This is a genomic window from Vibrio sp. 5S239 (assembly GCF_041439575.1).
Lineage (GTDB): Bacteria > Pseudomonadota > Gammaproteobacteria > Enterobacterales > Vibrionaceae > Vibrio > Vibrio kanaloae.
This window is the reverse complement of record NZ_JBGOOM010000002.1, coordinates 304,029-320,691: the sequence shown is the minus strand read 5'-3', so window position 1 is coordinate 320,691 and position 16,663 is coordinate 304,029. Positions and strand designations below refer to the sequence as shown.

At 43.7% G+C, this 16,663-nt stretch carries 16 protein-coding genes; 14 read left to right on the top strand and 2 right to left on the bottom strand.

What is annotated here, in order from left to right; genetic code table 11:
- Positions 1–173: 173 nt before the first annotated feature.
- Positions 174–803, top strand: coding sequence for a tetratricopeptide repeat protein (locus ACED48_RS03480; RefSeq protein ID WP_017055135.1), 630 nt, complete (start codon positions 174–176; stop codon positions 801–803).
- A gap of 51 nt (positions 804–854) precedes the next feature.
- On the opposite strand, the gene ACED48_RS03475 is transcribed toward ACED48_RS03480, so the two are convergent.
- On the bottom strand, positions 855–1,199 hold the full coding sequence (locus ACED48_RS03475; RefSeq protein WP_017055136.1) for a rhodanese-like domain-containing protein: 345 nt from the start codon (positions 1,197–1,199) through the stop codon (positions 855–857).
- Between the two features lie 146 nt (positions 1,200–1,345).
- Complete coding sequence (gene nrfA, locus ACED48_RS03470; RefSeq protein WP_017055137.1) at positions 1,346–2,776, bottom strand: ammonia-forming nitrite reductase cytochrome c552 subunit; 1,431 nt, start codon at positions 2,774–2,776, stop codon at positions 1,346–1,348.
- A gap of 481 nt (positions 2,777–3,257) precedes the next feature.
- Here nrfA and nrfB point away from each other — a divergent pair, with 481 nt between their 5' ends.
- From nrfB to ACED48_RS03405, 13 genes are all read left to right on the top strand, one after another.
- Positions 3,258–3,842, top strand: coding sequence for a cytochrome c nitrite reductase pentaheme subunit (gene nrfB / locus ACED48_RS03465; RefSeq protein ID WP_017055138.1), 585 nt, complete (start codon positions 3,258–3,260; stop codon positions 3,840–3,842).
- 3 nt (positions 3,843–3,845) lie between these two features.
- A complete protein-coding gene (nrfC, locus tag ACED48_RS03460) occupies positions 3,846–4,532 on the top strand; it encodes a cytochrome c nitrite reductase Fe-S protein (RefSeq protein ID WP_009848842.1) in 687 nt (228 codons plus the stop codon).
- Positions 4,533–4,534: 2 nt separating this feature from the next.
- Positions 4,535–5,509, top strand: a complete 975-nt coding sequence (gene nrfD / locus ACED48_RS03455) for a cytochrome c nitrite reductase subunit NrfD (RefSeq protein ID WP_017055139.1) — start codon at positions 4,535–4,537, stop codon at positions 5,507–5,509.
- A 132-nt stretch (positions 5,510–5,641) separates the two neighbouring features.
- Positions 5,642–7,558, top strand: coding sequence for a heme lyase CcmF/NrfE family subunit (locus ACED48_RS03450; RefSeq protein ID WP_017055140.1), 1,917 nt, complete (start codon positions 5,642–5,644; stop codon positions 7,556–7,558).
- Positions 7,539–8,093 carry a DsbE family thiol:disulfide interchange protein gene (locus tag ACED48_RS03445; RefSeq protein WP_017055141.1) on the top strand — a complete coding sequence of 185 codons (555 nt, stop codon included), beginning with the start codon at positions 7,539–7,541 and terminating at the stop codon, positions 8,091–8,093. The genes ACED48_RS03450 and ACED48_RS03445 overlap by 20 nt, the downstream gene beginning before the upstream one ends.
- Complete coding sequence (locus tag ACED48_RS03440) at positions 8,090–8,530, top strand: cytochrome c-type biogenesis protein CcmH (RefSeq protein ID WP_017055142.1); 441 nt, start codon at positions 8,090–8,092, stop codon at positions 8,528–8,530. Before ACED48_RS03445 ends, ACED48_RS03440 begins: the two co-directional genes overlap by 4 nt.
- 88 nt (positions 8,531–8,618) lie before the next feature.
- Positions 8,619–8,795: a hypothetical protein gene (locus tag ACED48_RS03435; RefSeq protein ID WP_017055143.1), complete on the top strand. Its 177-nt coding sequence runs from the start codon at positions 8,619–8,621 to the stop codon at positions 8,793–8,795.
- 258 nt (positions 8,796–9,053) lie between these two features.
- Positions 9,054–9,650 (top strand): GTP cyclohydrolase II, encoded by a 597-nt coding sequence (gene ribA, locus ACED48_RS03430; protein ID WP_017055144.1) that lies wholly within the window; start codon positions 9,054–9,056, stop codon positions 9,648–9,650.
- A gap of 176 nt (positions 9,651–9,826) precedes the next feature.
- Positions 9,827–11,086, top strand: a complete 1,260-nt coding sequence (locus ACED48_RS03425; RefSeq protein ID WP_017055145.1) for an imelysin family protein — start codon at positions 9,827–9,829, stop codon at positions 11,084–11,086.
- 110 nt (positions 11,087–11,196) lie between these two features.
- Positions 11,197–12,585, top strand: coding sequence for a di-heme oxidoredictase family protein (locus tag ACED48_RS03420; protein ID WP_017055146.1), 1,389 nt, complete (start codon positions 11,197–11,199; stop codon positions 12,583–12,585).
- 177 nt (positions 12,586–12,762) lie between these two features.
- Positions 12,763–13,824 (top strand): imelysin family protein, encoded by a 1,062-nt coding sequence (locus tag ACED48_RS03415; RefSeq protein ID WP_017055147.1) that lies wholly within the window; start codon positions 12,763–12,765, stop codon positions 13,822–13,824.
- Positions 13,814–14,893, top strand: a complete 1,080-nt coding sequence (locus tag ACED48_RS03410) for a DUF1513 domain-containing protein (protein ID WP_017055148.1) — start codon at positions 13,814–13,816, stop codon at positions 14,891–14,893. The genes ACED48_RS03415 and ACED48_RS03410 overlap by 11 nt, the downstream gene beginning before the upstream one ends.
- Before the next feature lie 80 nt (positions 14,894–14,973).
- Complete coding sequence (locus ACED48_RS03405; protein WP_017055149.1) at positions 14,974–16,512, top strand: murein L,D-transpeptidase; 1,539 nt, start codon at positions 14,974–14,976, stop codon at positions 16,510–16,512.
- Positions 16,513–16,663: the final 151 nt, after the last annotated feature.

The window sequence follows — 16,663 nt, the reverse complement described above, 5'->3', positions numbered from 1 at the left end:
TCTCGATTACGCTAAGTAATTAAGTTTACCATTGAAAAACCGAGCCTAAGTGCTCGGTTTTTTATTACCTGCTATTTGTGGATAATCGTTAAATACCAATAGCTATACCTTGATCAAGTTTGCTTTGTGGTGAAAGAGGTAGAGTGAATGGGCGGATAAAAAGGGAGAGTAAAATGGATATCTGGTTACTGGCTGCTTTGTTATTGATGAGCCTGTTTTTGGTGGTGATCGTTGTTGCCGCGAACAACAATGGCAGTAATCTAAAAGGCAATGTGATGATTTTATTTACTGCAGTGGCTTTGAGTGTGCTTGTCTGGTCTCAACTGAAACAAGAGTTACCTCAACTTCCTTTGGATGATAGCAATAGTTACACAGCAACAGATTTCAAAGATGAGCTTCAGCAAAGCCTTAAGCAAGACCCAAATCAATCCGGTTTGTGGTTTAAGCTTGGTGGTGTGTATATGCAGAAAGGAGAGTTTGATGCAGCGTTCACCTGTTACGACTACGCGATTCGATTAGATCCTCAAGCACCTTCTGGACTCTATGCAGCCAAAGCAACGGCACTTTACTATCTTAGTTCTCAAGCGATGAGCGATGACGTGAATGCGTTATTGGATCACTCAATGCAGCTTGATCCAAACGATCGGACTGCATTAATGCTGATTGCGACCGATCACTTCATTAGCATGCGCTATCAACAAGCGATTGATGCGTGGACTCAAATTCTCGATTCCAATCAAAAGGGGATTGATCGCGTTTCTATAATCCATTCGATCAACCAAGCCAAACAGATGATCCGTTAAGCTTGGCTAATTGCTAAAGTAGCGATCTTACTTAAGAGCTCATTTCGAAGACTATTGGTTTTCCTGCATTTCTATTAAGCCACCAGCATTGTGGATTTGAGTAAATCCTTGAGCGCGCAAGAATTGATAAGCTTGCCCTGAACGATTGCCACTGCGGCAATACAACACGATTGGTTGGTCTTTATCTATCTTAGCAAAGTGAGTAGCCACTTCAGAAAGAGGGTAGTTGATGGCGTTGTCTAGATGCCCTTGTTCGAACTCTGCAGGTGTTCTGACATCAACAACTAATGCGCCTTTCTCTATTAACTCCCACCCTGTCTCTGCGCGCTCTGATGCGTGAACGCCTGAACAGAGTAGTGCAATGCATAATGCTGAAAGCGAAAGTAAGGTCTTCATTGTTGACTCCTTTAATTAGCAAACGGTCATTGGAAAGTAGGTATTGATTTGAATGCTTCAAACCTAAAACTGAATATTTAAAACAGAAAAACCAGCCACACAACAATAGTGTGACTGGTTTTTACTTAATGGTCTAATTGAAGAAACTAGTATTCGTAGTTGGCTTCACGCTTTTCAGCTTGCTCTTCCCATTTAGGAACAACCGTGTCTAAGAAGTGTTGTTTCTCAGCGTTCATCTTATCCATGTCCATTCCAAGCGCTTTTTGAGCCGCTTCTTTTGTCGAGATATCTGGAATTTCGATTGGATCGGTGATGCCTTTCTTCGCCAGTAGACGAACAATCTTAGTTCGAGCATCCGCTGCACGGTCAACTGCAGTACCTAGCACTTCTAGAGCGATTTCAGGTGCATGCATATGAATGCCGTGAGATGCAATAGCGTAGTCCCAACGCCATTGAGCGTGACGGATATCCAGTAGGATCGGCTCCATCTCTTGCTCTGTCGCACCCGCTTCCCATGCCGCGCCTGCTTCAAAGTGAGCGGCTACGATTTGCTTCTCAGCAGTCAGTTTCATGTTCAGAACTTGCGCTTTACGGCTTGATACGATGTTACGCATGGTTTCTTTCGATTGAGTGTGACAGTTTGCACACGTATCTTCGAAGCGGTCGAATGGGTTACCCACTTTATGGTCGGTATAAACGGTGCCATCTTCTTTAGTCACTTTCGGCATATGACAGTCAGCACAAACGACTTTGTTTTTACCGTGGATACCTTCACGCCATGTTTCGAAACCAGGGTGCTGCGCTTTTAGCATTGGCGCTTTCGATACTTTATGCGTCCAATCTTTAAAGTTGATCGCGTCATAGTAACGTTCCATATCGCCGACGGTTGTACCTTGGTCCCAAGGGAATTTCACGCCTTTGGTTGGCCCAGTGAAGTAGTATTCGACATGACATTGGGCGCAAACAGAAGCCTGTTGGTCTAAACGGCTTTGATCATCAAACTTTTTACCAATTGTTTCAAATGCACGTTCAACATAAGGACGAGTCACCTTCAGTGCTGGTTCACCATTTTTAAAGCCTTCGCTTTGGGTATCGTGACAGTCTGAACAGCCAATAGGGTTAATGATCTCGTTACCAAGACGCGCCCACTTACCTTCGAAATAACCATCTTCGCCACGCTCTTCGATAACACGTGCTACGTCAGGGCTCTTACAGCTCCAACATGCCATTGGCATCGGGCCTGAGCTTTCGTCCGTTGGGCCGCCAGTACGAAGCGTTTGTCGTACATCGTCAATCGCATAAAAGTGACCACGTGCCTTGTTGTAATCTTTTGCGAAGCCGTAGCCAGCCCACATGATGACCATGTTGGGATCTTCTTTTAGTGCATCTTCTATGGTTTCGCTTTCTGAAGTCTGTCTCCATGAATGATATTGATCTGGGTGGTTTTGCTCGAACTGGTCGTTACGAGGATCGCCAATTTCTTTTTGTTCAGACGCAGCAAAACTGGTCGCGCTTGCTAGTGATGCGCTAACCATTAATAGTGCTGTGACCGAATTACGTATCCAATGCTTTTTCACAGTGATATCTCCAATATACTGATTCTTATACCAAGCGTTGTGAGTTTGCTATTCAAATTAAGAACTGGAGAATTCCTGTTTATATTAATTCATAAACAAACACATTTTGTTACGTGTTGGATATAGATTGTCCCAGATCAATTAATGGCAGTGACCTTAATCACGTTGAAGTTTATATAACCCTAAAGTGGTATTGGTGGTTAGGTTAATTAGAATTTAACTGAGAATTATTATCATATATAACAATCAATTACCTAAATTGACCATGATATGAATAGGGTGATTGCGTTCACAGATTAACTCATCCAAATTTCGTATTACCCAATTAGAGGTATATTCTAACTATAGAAAGCGTTGTGGCTTATCCAAAATAAGAATTGATATCATTTAAACGGTAATAATATCGTTTAAGGGTACTTTTGTTTAACCGGAGTATTATTTAGTTGAGAGTTAAATAATGCCGGTATAAGGAAAGGATAAAATGGGCAATATTAAATTGGCCATAGTCATAATGCTTAAATCCCTTCTAGCATTCTGCCTCTATGGTTATTCCATTCATGCTGTTGCTGAGCCTGCTGTTACGCCAGTAGGAGAATCAACAAGACATGAAGTCGAATTAATCCGTGACAAAGACTACAAGTGTGTTCAGTGCCATAAAGATTCAAAAGAAACGGTATTGGGTTCACATGGTGAAAGTGCACACGCTTTGCTTGGCCGTGAAGTAAATTGTACCGACTGTCATAGTTCTATTAGCCCCGATCACCGCGAAGGCGCGCCTAAAGTGGTGAAGTATCGTGAGGCTCAATCACAACCAGGGACCGACAAGGTTTTCCTCGATCCTAGCTTAATTTTAGATGCCAATAGCCAATGTATCGATTGTCACAAGCCTGATGATCTGCGCGAAGCGAGTTGGACCCACGACGTTCACGCACAAAATTTAACGTGTTCAAACTGCCATGATGTTCATGCGACAGAAGCAAAGGTGTTGGGCTTAGATAAGAAGCAAACCATTAAGCTGTGTGTGGATTGCCATTCAGACTTCAACCAGAAGAAAGAAGGGGAGTAATCTATGAGCTGCTCAAGAAGAAACTTTTTAGCTGGCGCGGGTGCCGTTATTTTTACCACAGGTGTTGCAGGAACGGCGGCGGTAACAAGTCGTAAAACGTTGGCCAATGTTCAAGAAGATGGTGCTAAACGTTATGGAATGATTCATGACGAAACCGCGTGTATTGGTTGTACTGCTTGTACAGAAGCATGTCGTGAAGTGAATAAAGTACCTGAAGGCGTGTCGCGCTTAGAAATTATTAAGAGCGAACCCCAAGGTGAATATCCAAATGTTGATTACCGTTTTACTCGTAACTCTTGCCAACATTGTGATAACGCGCCGTGTGTGATGGTTTGCCCAACAGGTGCAGCCTATAAAGATGAAAAAACGGGCATTGTTGATGTCCACAAAGAGAAGTGTGTCGGTTGTGGTTACTGTTTGTTAGCGTGTCCATATCAAGTGCGCTTTTTCCATCCAGAGAACAAGTCAGCCGATAAATGTAACTTCTGTCGTGATACCAATCTAGCACAAGGGAAGTTGCCTGCTTGTGTCGAATCTTGCCCAACCAAAGCGCTGACATTCGGCGATTTAAATGACCCTAAGAGTGAGATAAACCAAGTACTTCAATCCGAGGTGGTTTACAGAGATAAAGCCTATCTAGGCACTCAACCAAAACTCTATAAAGTGCCACACCAAAAAGGGGAGATTTGATTATGAGTGCATGGGACGCAGCTTTTCAGTCTGGTACCGTGGTATGGGACTGGATTATAGCTATTTATCTATTTCTGGCGGGGATGTCGGCGGGTGCCGTAATGATCTCCATTTACCTTAAGCGCAAGGTTATTGAAGGCGATCCTGCTCATAATGGTGTGTTAAAGGCGACAGCTTTTCTTGCGCCATTTGGGATCATTTCAGGTCTGCTGATCTTGGTTTTCCATCTGACAAAACCGTTATCCTTTTGGAAGATCATGATCTTCTATAACCCAACGTCTGTGATGTCGATGGGTGTGATCTTATTCCAAGTGTATATGGTGATCTTATTTCTTTGGATCGGCATTATATTTAGAGATCAAATCGTCGTATTTTTAAATGACCAAACATGGTTAAAAGGACGACTCGATTTCGTCGGTAACTGGATTGGCAAATTAGAAGTGTTTGAGAATGCTCTGGAAATATTCTTAGCTGTTCTTGCTCTAATGCTTGCCGCTTATACCGGGTTCTTGCTTTCAGCTTTAAATACCTTCCCACTGTTGAATAACCCAGTGCTGCCGATTTTGTTCTTATTCTCGAGCTTATCTTCGGGAGCGGCGGCGTGTATTTTATTTGGTGTGTTGGTCTTTAAAGAATCACCTCATAGCCCGAGTATTTCATGGGTCCACGGGTTCGAACGTCCGGTCGTGATGTTTGAGTTGTTTGTTCTGATTACTTTCTTTACTGGGCTTATCTTCGCTGGTGGTCAAAGTGAGCAAGCAGTATGGAACGCAATTGGCAGTGGTTTCTGGGCGAGTTGGTTCTGGTATGGCGTTATCGGTGTTGGCATGGTTCTACCATTGTTGCTGAATGCCGTTACACCAACCTCAATCCGCCATAGTTCGGTATATATTTTCTCGGTGACTTCGTTAAGCCTAATGGGCGTATTAATGCTGCGAACTTTTGTCCTTTATGCAGGGCAGTTAACGATAGCTTAATTTCGCGCAAGTTAATGAGTAAGTAGATGTTGGATACTGGGCATCTGCTTACTTGGCTTCTGTTTATTGGAACAGTATAAGCGAACAATTGTTTAACTTGGCTCTGCTCCGGTAGAGTCTTATTGAGGTGATATGGTCGGTTATTTGGGGCTGTTTAGTTTGGTGTTGGTTGCTGTACTCAGCAGCATTATTGGTGTGCATTCGTTTTACCAAATGCTAAATAAACGGACGCAAAATCTAGGTTTAATCCGCAGTTTCTCTCTTTCAAGTGCGCTGTTTTCTCTCACTTCTGTCGCATTGCTTGGCTATGCCTTTGTCAGTGATGACTTCTCTATCTTATACGTCGCTGAACATTCAAATACTCAATTACCCTCATTTTTTAAGCTAGCGGCCGTATGGGCTGGCCATGAAGGTTCCTTGTTATTTTGGGTACTGACGATCAGCGTCTGGTCTGGTGTTATCGCCTTACAAAAACACTATTCAAATGAATACCAAAGCCGAGTGCTGTGGGTGATGAATCTGCTACTCGCGATATTTGCTTGGTTCACCTTGTTCGCATCAAACCCATTTGAAATGAACTCGACGTTGCCGCTAGAAGGGCGTGACCTTAACCCAATGTTGCAAGATGTTGGTCTGATCTTTCACCCGCCTTTACTTTACCTTGGTTATGTCGGGTTTTCTGTAGTGCTGGCATTTGCAGTTGCCGCTTTGCTGGTTGATCCAATTGAATTTGATTGGGTTGCTCATTGTCGCAGTTGGTGTCTAGTCGCTTGGATCTTTATAACCGCAGGGATCATTCTTGGCTCTTGGTGGGCGTATTACGAATTAGGTTGGGGCGGCTGGTGGTTCTGGGATCCGGTTGAAAATGCGAGCTTGTTGCCGTGGCTTACTTCGACCGCTTTACTGCACAGCCTAGGCGTTGCAAAGGGCAAACAACAGTTACTGAAATGGTCTCTCAGTCTCGCTTTCATTACGTTTTGTTTGAGTATATTAGGCACCTTTATTGTTCGTTCTGGCGTACTCACATCGGTACACGCTTTTGCAGTCGACCCAACCAAAGGGATCACACTGCTGCTTATATTAGTTCTGGTGCTGGTGAGTTCATTTTCTCTGCTTATCGTCAGAGGAGAGTCTTTTGAATCTAATCCGATTACCAGCTTCGCCAGCAAAAGCTTTTTGAGCTTAGTCGCGGTGCTTATTTTTGTTCTGGCGACTGCTGTCGTGGTGTTCGGAACATTTTATCCAATGGTATTTGAATTGCTTGGCCTAGGAAACATCTCGGTCGGCGCACCTTACTTTAATTTATTGATTGCACCTTTGACTTTGCTTGCGTTGGTTGTTGTGGGCTTAGCCCCTTTGTTGAGCATTAAGCCTCAAGCATCGAAAGGTATTATTACACTGATCGCTTTAGTATCGATTGGTCTCGGGTTCGCCTGTTACGCTTTGCAAGTAGAGAAGATTCAAGTGATGGCACTAATGACATGGTCACTCGCATTTTGGGTTTTACTCACTCATGTGTATGGCTTGGCAGTAACGCGCAGTTCCAAGTTCCAACGTAAAGTCCGGGTGATGACTTTTGCCCATGTTGGGGTTGCGGTGTTAGCGGTCGGTGCTGCTATGAATAGCTACCACTCGTATGAGCGCAGTTATAAGTTAAGCCCAGGCGTAGAAGTCGAATTCATGGATTGGGCGCTTTCTCATCGTGATACTGAGCTGTATGTCGCTTCAAACTTTACCGCAGAAAAAGCGATACTCAGCCTAGAGTCTGGCGAGCAGAGCTTTTCTATTTCGCCGGAAAGAAGACATTACCAAGTTCGAGTCATGAACATGAGTGAGCCCGCAATGAAATGGTTCTGGCATGGTGATGTTTATATCACCATGGGAGAGAAAGTCGATTCCACCGCTTACGCATTTCGTGTTCAGTATAAGGCGTATGCGCGCTGGATCTGGTTTGGTGGGCTGTTCTCCATTATCGGCGCTTTGCTCTCATTGACTCATCGTAAAAAGAAAACCGTTAAGGCGTCACAGTATGCATACCAGCGTTCGTAACAAGCTAATTAGTCTAATTGCCTTAGCATTGATTGTGGTGCTGGGGTTTGTCTTTGCGCTTGATAATAAGAAGCAGTCGACCATTGTGTCTGAACAACAAAGGGCATTTCCAGAATTTACATCGAGTGTGTTAGTGAATAGTGAAGGCGTCAGTGGTCAGCAGAAAGTTACGCTTACTGATGTCACGCAGCATCCTTATCAACTGGTTAATGTGTGGGCTTCTTGGTGTGTGATATGTAAAACCGAACATTCATTTTTGCTTCAACTTCACGATAAAGGCATTCCCATCGTCGGGCTTAATTATCGAGATAACTTTGGGGCTGCGATTAACGTGTTATCGAATGCTGGCAACCCGTACTCAACCGTGATCAGTGACCCGCAAGGTAAGTTAGCGTTAGAGTTGGGCGTAATCGGCACACCTGAAACGTATTTGGTCGATGCTGATGGCCAGATCATTAAAAAGCTATCGGGCGTGATTAATGAAACGGTATGGAAAGATGAGCTTGCGATGTATTTTGATGGTGTGAATGGATGATGAAGTCTCTAATACAAACGTTGTTTATGCTGTCAGCTCTTTTAGTGATTAGCCTTCCGACCATGGCTGAAGACCTGTTTACTGCCAGTAATAAAGATACGAGTATTCAAGTTGAACTGTTTGAGTTTGACAACTCAGAACAGCAGCAGCGAGCTATTTCCTTGGCAAAAAGACTACGTTGTCCGCAATGTCAGAATCAAAACCTTATTGAGTCGAATTCTCCCATCGCAAAAGATTTACGTCTTGTTGTGTTCAATAGGGTAAAAGCTGGAGAGAGTGATCGTGAAATTACTCAATATATGACGGAAAGGTTTGGTGAATTTGTACTTTATAAGCCGGCAATGAACGCTTCAAACTTATTACTTTGGCTACTACCCAGTCTATTATTCCTCTTGTTTATATATCTATCAGTAAAAAGTGTTAGAAAGAGCTCATAAAAGTCATGTATTATTGTTTACCAATTGACCTGTATTTTGTAACATTAAAAATTATAAAGGCTAAGCACTGTTATATAAGGATGTATTCGTGGATAACGTAATCTCAAATCTAAAAAAAGAGTTCCATACCCATGTCCAAGCAGATAAATGGGGCGAAAAATACAGTGCCAAGTCAAGTGTATCTACTTTGACCCCGGAAGAGTTGACCGAATTGCAAAACGCCTGGGTTCAATTAGTCATCTGGAAGCAAACACAAGTTGGTTGATAAGCGGTCAAGGTATAACTACAGTTTTAGTCAACCACTACAATTAGACTTATTTATAACCCATATTGGCCATGCCAATGTGGGTTTTTTCTTATGTGAACATTTATTGTTATAACATAACAATTTTTGCCTGTTCGATCTTGAAAAAAATTGTTAACAGCCTCATAGTGTCTATCATTAGATAGTTCGCTACAAAATATTGCCTAGACATATAATGTAGTGTTGTTAAATACATCGAATTTTCAAGTGAGTATAGCTATGGCGGAAGTGCGTGCCAGAATAGATTTCAAAGTAGGGGTAACAAGCAGTATTGATGCTGAGCTTCTGTCTTTTCATGGTTTGAAAACAGATAAAGAGCATGTTGCTGTGATATTTAAGTCAGCAGATAAGACACAAGACATACCTCTTGTTCGCATGCATTCTGAGTGTCTTACTGGTGATGTTTTCCATTCATCTCGCTGTGACTGTGGTGAGCAGTTAGACGAAACCATAAGGATTATGGGTGAAACGGGTGGCGTGATTCTTTATTTACGCCAAGAAGGACGCGGTATTGGTTTGTATAACAAAATTGATGCTTACCGTCTTCAAAGTGAAGGAATGAACACGTATGAAGCAAATAATCACCTAGGCTTTGGTGATGATTTGCGTGATTTTACAGAAGCAGCTGAAATGCTACGAGCTTTAGGCACCACTAAAATCCGTTTGCTGACCAATAACCCTAAGAAGATCAATGAGCTTAGATCTTTTGGTATTGAGATTGAAGAAGTGGTAAAGACCTCTGCCCATATAAAGTCGGGGAACGAAAGCTACCTCAAGGCAAAAGTCTCACACGGAAAACATAATTTAGATATCTGACTCGTCTCTTTGTTGCGTAAAACACAAAAATGTTTAAAGACCTCACCTTCGTGAGGTTTTTTTGTATTTATCTTGCAATAAAATTGTAAGTTTGTATTATTTTAATCCGTAGTGTAAATGATAATAGTTTGCACTATTACTACGAATAATAATTTAAAGCTCAACAAGGATGCTTCATGACCATTAAATCTTTAGTGACAAAAGCCGTAACTTCGTCACTCATTTTTGCCTCTGCTTCTTCTTTCGCAGCAGTAACTCAAGATCAAGTTGTAGAACATTACGCAGATATTGCACATGCAGTGTTTGCCGATTCAGTAGTTACAGCAAAAGCGTTGAACTCTTCTATTGATGCCTTCTTAGCTTCTCCTTCTGCTGGTAACTTCGAACAAGTCAAACAAGCTTGGCTTGAGTCTCGTGTTCCTTACCAACAATCTGAAGTGTTCCGCTTTGGTAACGTTATTGTTGATGATTGGGAAGGCCAACTAAACGCATGGCCACTAGATGAAGGCCTGATCGATTACGTTTCTTCTGATTACCAATATGAGCTTGGTAACGAAGGCGCTAGCGCAAACATCGTGGCAAACAAGACTTTTCAAATTGGTCAGACGACTGTTGATGCAACGAACATTACCCCTGAGCTAATCGCAGACCTTAACGAGATCGGCGGTTCTGAAGCGAACGTGGCATCTGGCTACCACGCGATTGAATTCCTACTTTGGGGCCAAGATTTAAACGGTACTAACAGCGGTGCAGGTGAGCGTGCTTACACAGATTTCGTTGTTGGCGCTGAGTGTACAAATGGCAACTGTGACCGTCGTGGCGCATACCTAAAAGCATCAGCTGAACTCCTTATTCAAGACCTAGAGTGGATGGAAAAGCAGTGGGCTGAAGGCGAGAAAGGCAACTACCGTCAAGAACTTCTTGCTGAATCTAGCGAAAACGGTTTGCGTAAAATGCTATTCGGTATGGGCTCACTGTCTCTAGGTGAGCTAGCGGGTGAGCGTATGAAGGTGGCACTAGAAGCGAACTCGACTGAAGACGAGCACGATTGTTTCTCTGATAACACACACAACTCTCACTACTACAACGAGCAAGGCATCTACAACGTTTACACGGGTCTATACAAGCGTGAAGACGGCACTCTGCTTTCAGGCCCAAGCCTGTTTGACCTAGTAGAGCAAAAAGATGAGCAAGCTGCGAAAGATATTCAAAAGCAGTTTGACCTAGCGCGTGCACAAGTAGGTGAATTAGTAACGTCTGCTGAGAAAAACAACCAGCACTTCGATCAGCTAATCGCTGCTGACAACGCGGCAGGTAACGCACTAGTAAACAAAACAATTGTTGCGCTAGTGTCTCAAACTGCTGCGATTGAGCGTGCTGCTGGTGTGATTGGTATTGATAGTCTAAACCCAGACACGGCTGATCACGAGTTCTAAGAACCCGAGGCCAAAACTAATGCAAGGGCTCTTATTGAGCCCTTAATTGTTTGCTATTCAAGAAAGTCATTATCAAAAAAACTAAAATCAAATGCACAGCAAGGCAATGTATGAAGTCGTATCTCTCAGCCTCACTATTAACCGCACTGTTTTTCTTATCTCCATTACACGCCCATGAAACCTACTCTGGTGGTAAAACTACTGTGAAGAAAGAGGGAGCGAATGCTTTTTCTCTTCCTGCTGCCAATTTACCAATGAGCAAGCGCTTAGATTTCAGCGTAGGTAACAGCTTCTTTAGAAACCCTTGGGTGCCTGCGCCATCATCAACCGATGCTCGTGATGGATTGGGGCCATTGTTCAACACCAATGGTTGCCAAAACTGCCACATCAAAGATGGTCGTGGTCACGCGCCAGAAAAAGGCGATGAGAACGCAGTATCCATGTTGGTTCGTTTAAGCATTCCGGCTGAAACACCAGATCAGAGACAAGCCTTTATTCGCGATGGTGGTATTCCAGAACCGACCTACGGTGGTCAGCTTCAAGATTTCGCACTTCAAGGTGTTAAACCAGAGGGTAAAGTGAACATCAGCTACACAGATGTTCCGGTTGAATTCAAAGACGGCACAGTCGTGACTCTGCGTAAACCAACCCTAAAGATTACTGATCTTGCTTTTGGCGAGATGCACCCTAAAACAGAGTTTTCAGCTCGTGTTGCTCCGCCAATGATCGGCCTTGGCTTGCTTGAGAGCATTCCAAAAGAAACGATTCTAGGATTTGCTGACCAACAGTTGGCAGACAAACAGGGCGTGTCGGGTAAAGCTAACTATGTTCTTGATGTTCAAACCAATGAAATGGCACTCGGTCGCTTCGGTTGGAAAGCCGGACAGCCAAACCTAATGCAGCAAAACGCAGCGGCATTTAACGGTGACTTAGGCCTAACAAGCAGCTTGTTCCCGAACGAAAACTGCACATCAGCGCAATCGACTTGTGATGACTTCCCAAATGGTGGTGAGCCAGAAGTGAGCGACAATATCCTCGACTTCGTTGAGTTCTATTCGCAGCACTTAGCGGTTCCAATTCGTCGTAATGTCGATAACCCAACGGTTGTTCAAGGTAAAAAGCTATTTAAAGAGATTGGTTGTCAAAGCTGTCACCAAGCTGAAATTCGCACAGCAGAGCGTGAAGGTCTGCCTGCTCTTTCGAAACAGTTGATTAGCCCATACACCGATATGCTTTTGCATGATATGGGTGAAGGCTTAGCCGATAATCGCCCAGAGTATCTTGCGAACGGTCATGAGTGGCGCACCACGCCATTGTGGGGATTAGGCTATACCAAAGAAGTGAACGGTCACACCTTCTTGCTTCATGACGGTCGTGCAAGAAACGTTATGGAAGCGGTGCTTTGGCACGGTGGTGAAGCAGAAATGGCGAGACAAAAGGTTCTGTCTTTGAATGCGACTGAGCGTGAAGCACTGCTGGCGTTTTTGAATTCGCTATAGTCGGTATGAGATTCAGTAGCTCAACGCCCCAGTTAACTTAAAGAACAAGCTAATCCGAAGAATAAGTTAGCCAAAAGAACATAACCGCTGAACTTGTAGGAATGCGAGATCAGCGGTAATTTTTAAATAGGTTGAACTCATATAATTAAAAGAAAAATTAGGAAGTAAGGTAACAGCATGACACATAAATTTTTGTTAATGCCTTTGTCGGTATTAATCATGGCAGGCTGCCAATCATCGGGTGAGCAAACGGCTTCATCTGAGGTTAACGGAGTCTCTTATCAAGCAGACACGACCGCTCATATCAGTCGTAGCGTGTATCAACAAGAATTTGATTCAGCAGTGCTATTTGCTAAGCAAGCCAGTGAGCTGGAAGTCTTGATGCAGGGTTACTGTGAAGCCAACACTGTTGAGTTAGATGCGTTGAAAAACCAGTGGCAGTTAACAATGAATAGTTGGATGGCACTGCAAGGCCAAGAAAGAGGCCCAACAGCGGCACTTGAAGAGAGTTGGAATGTTCAGTTTTGGCCAGACAAAAAGAATACCACAGGCTTAAAAATGCGTCAGCTGACTCAGCAAGATAAAGCTTGGTCACAAGACGAAATCGCGCAGCAAAGTGTGACTGTTCAAGGGCTTGGCGCATTGGAATGGTCTCTGTACGACGAGCAGTCGTCACTGCTTCAAGATAAAGCGCTAGGGTGTTTATCTTCACAAGCTATCGCACAAAACTTGGCGATGAAATCGGCTTCTATTGCTGAAGCTTGGCAAGTTAACCCTTGGTTAGCGCAAGACGAGACTCGTTGGGAGTCGGAATACATCGCTTTATTGACCAACCAACTTGATTACAGCATGAAAAAGCTGAGTCGTCCGATGGCGAAAATCGGTCATCCGCGTCCTTACTTCTCAGAATCATGGCGTGCACAAACCTCGATGACTCAACTAAAAGCCAATGTAGCAGCACTTCAAAAGCTTTATTTGGCTGATGGCAATGGACTAGATGGCTTGTTGAGAGAGAAGGGTTTAGGTGGCCTTGCAGATCGTGTTGCTGCTCAATTTACGCTAACGCTAGATAGTTGGCCTACAGAATCAAGTTTGTTTGAGCTATTGCAGAGTAAAGAAGGCTACCGAACGGTGCTTACTCAATACAATAAGCTAGAACACTTGAAGTACCTGATTCATGAAGAAGTGGCGATAGAGCTTGGCGTGGTAATAGGATTTAATGCTACCGATGGTGACTGATAATACGAGAAGAACGCTACTCAAGGCTGCACTGGGTTGCGCAGCTGTTCCAGTACTGCCATTTGGCTGTGCGACTCGAAAGAGTGCATCGAATGAACCCCAGTTGGTTGGCTGTGCGCTAAATGGACGTGGTCAATATTCAGCGGTGGTGGCTGATGAATATGGTATGCCGTTGAGTCAGTTGCCTATCCCCGATCGTGGTCATGGCGTCGCTATTTGCCCAACCTCATCGCATGCTGTGGCGTTTGCTCGTCGCCCAGGTGACTATTTTATGGTGTTTGACTATAAAAATGGTCAGCAAATCAAAATGGTCGTGAAAGGTAACAACCGCCACTTCTATGGTCATGGCGTTTACTCATTGGATGGCAAGTTTCTGTATGCCACCGAAGGGAAAACGGACACCAGCCAAGGCGTGATTGGCGTTTATGATGTCGCGCAAGGGTATCGTAAGGTTGAAGAGTTCACTGGTTTCGGTATCGGCCCACATGAAGTGATCATCATGCCTGATGGTAATCTCGCGATTGGTGTTGGTGGCGTCCATACTGATGGCAGAACACCGAAAAATCTCGATTCAATGCAGCCTAGTTTAAGTTATGTTTCACCTGAAGGTGCAGTGCTTGATCAGGTTGAATTGCTAGACAAGAAGCTGAGTATTCGACACTTAGCCCATGATGGTGCTGAAACCGTGCTTTGTGGCCAGCAATATCGTGGTGAGCCAGATGAGTATCCTTCGCTGTTGGCGATGCATACCAAAGGCGGGCAGTTTGAATCACTGAACGCGGAGCCTGAGCAATGGGCAAGGTTCAATCACTACATCGCAAGTATTGCGGCGTCTGATGACTGGATTATTGCGACCTCACCACGAGGTAATTGTTATGGTATTTGGTCTAAAGAGACTAAAGAATTAGTAGAACTGTCTGCATTATCTGACGCTTCTGGTGCTGTGCTGCTTGATGGTGAGTTTCGATTAAGCTCTGGGGCGGGTAATGTGGTTAGTCAACGTACACCTTATCAAAAGTCGACACAGCAATCGCCCATCCAGTGGGATAATCATTGGAGCTCTATCTGATTTATATCGCCTCGTAAAAATAACATGCTCACTCCGATTTTTTTGCCATACTTATTGGATGATAGGAAATGGAGTGAAGCATGTTCGCGAAATACTTCTGTGGATTGTTGGCGTTAGTTTCTGTGCATGCATGGAGCTATACGAGTTCTGACGAGAGTCGATTTATACCGGCTGATTCAGAGCTCTCTTTTATGCTGATTTATCCAGAGCTCACCCAGAGTATTTATCAAGACTCTTCTCTTCCTATTCTTTGGGATTCGCCTGAACTTGTTAAAGCGTTTGAATTTCAGCTGTCGCTTTTAGAGCAAGCGCAAATGGCTCCCCTTTTTGATCGACAACTGAAGCAAATCCGTCAATATCAATCTCGAGGTCAATGGCAAGAGTTAGACATCTTACTCACCGACACCTTTATCTATTACTTAAGCTACGTTGAAAATGCGCCACTAGCCGGTAAGGCGTGGTACTTTTCAGGTAAGTTGCATTCTAAGCTGCCAGCGCCTTCTCCTCATATTCTTATGAGATTAAAAAGCAGTGTAGCCGATGATTATTTGTTAGAGATGGTGCTGTCTTACGCGCCTCCCGTTGGTAACTTCGATCAATTTAAGGCGACTTACTCTGTCCTAAAAACTGCTTCTGAACTCTCTATTGAGCTATATAAACAAAAGGGTTTGAAACGGTTGGGGGACTTGATTTCAAACAAAACCGTTCTCGTTGAGCGCATAGCTTTAGTGGGTGTCGACACATCAATGATTGCTGTCGATTTTCCCAAGTTTGATCGCGACTTAGAAAGCGCGATTAAGTTGTTTCAACACATGCATGGCCTGACAGCCGATGGAATTATCGGGCCTAATACGATCAAGTGGATAAACATGGGCTTCGATGATCGATTGAATGCGTTAGCCTTAAATGCAGAACGCGTTCGCTTGTGGCCAAGAAATAGAGACTCTCTCATTGTGGTGAATGTTCCTAGCTTTGATATGAAGTATTGGGAGGGTGGCGAAGAGGTGTTTGAGTCCAAAGTCGTCGTAGGCAGAAAGTCGCGAAAAACACCACTTTTAGAGATAAACCTAGATTCGGTCATACTAAACCCGACTTGGAATGTGCCATGGAAAATCATGGTAAAAGACATTCTGCCCAAGGTAAAAGCGGATGAAAGCTACCTAGAAACACATCACTTCCAAGTGATTGACGGTTGGCGCACTATGGAGACGGTCGATACCACAAAGATCGATTGGCAGACCATCAATTTTAACTCGTTTCCATATCGCATGCGTCAACAGGCTGGATCGAGTAATGCATTAGGTTTGTATAAGTTTAATACTCCTAATAAACGAGCGATCTATTTGCACGATACGCCAAGTAAAAGTCTGTTCAATAGTGACTCCCGTGCCTATAGCTCAGGCTGTATACGTGTCGAGCATGCGGAACAACTAGCAAAGTTGTTGTTTGCAACTAAGGTAAGGAAAGTTCCCAATCAGAGCTATGATCTTGCTCCTAACACTAAGGTTCGTCTCAGAAAGAGGATTCCGGTGCATATCATCTATCAAACCGTGTTGTTTGAAGAGGAGGGGATCCAATACCGTAGTGACATCTATCAATACGACAAAGAGGGCGGTTGATTCAAATCTGATTAAAAAAGGCGATATTGACCAAAAAATGACAACGTCGTTTCTATTGATAAAATTATAATGTGTATCAATAACTAACGTTTAAAAGGTTAGAGTTACTGGCCTTTTGGTGCGTTTTTGTACGTTGACGCAGCAATTCTCA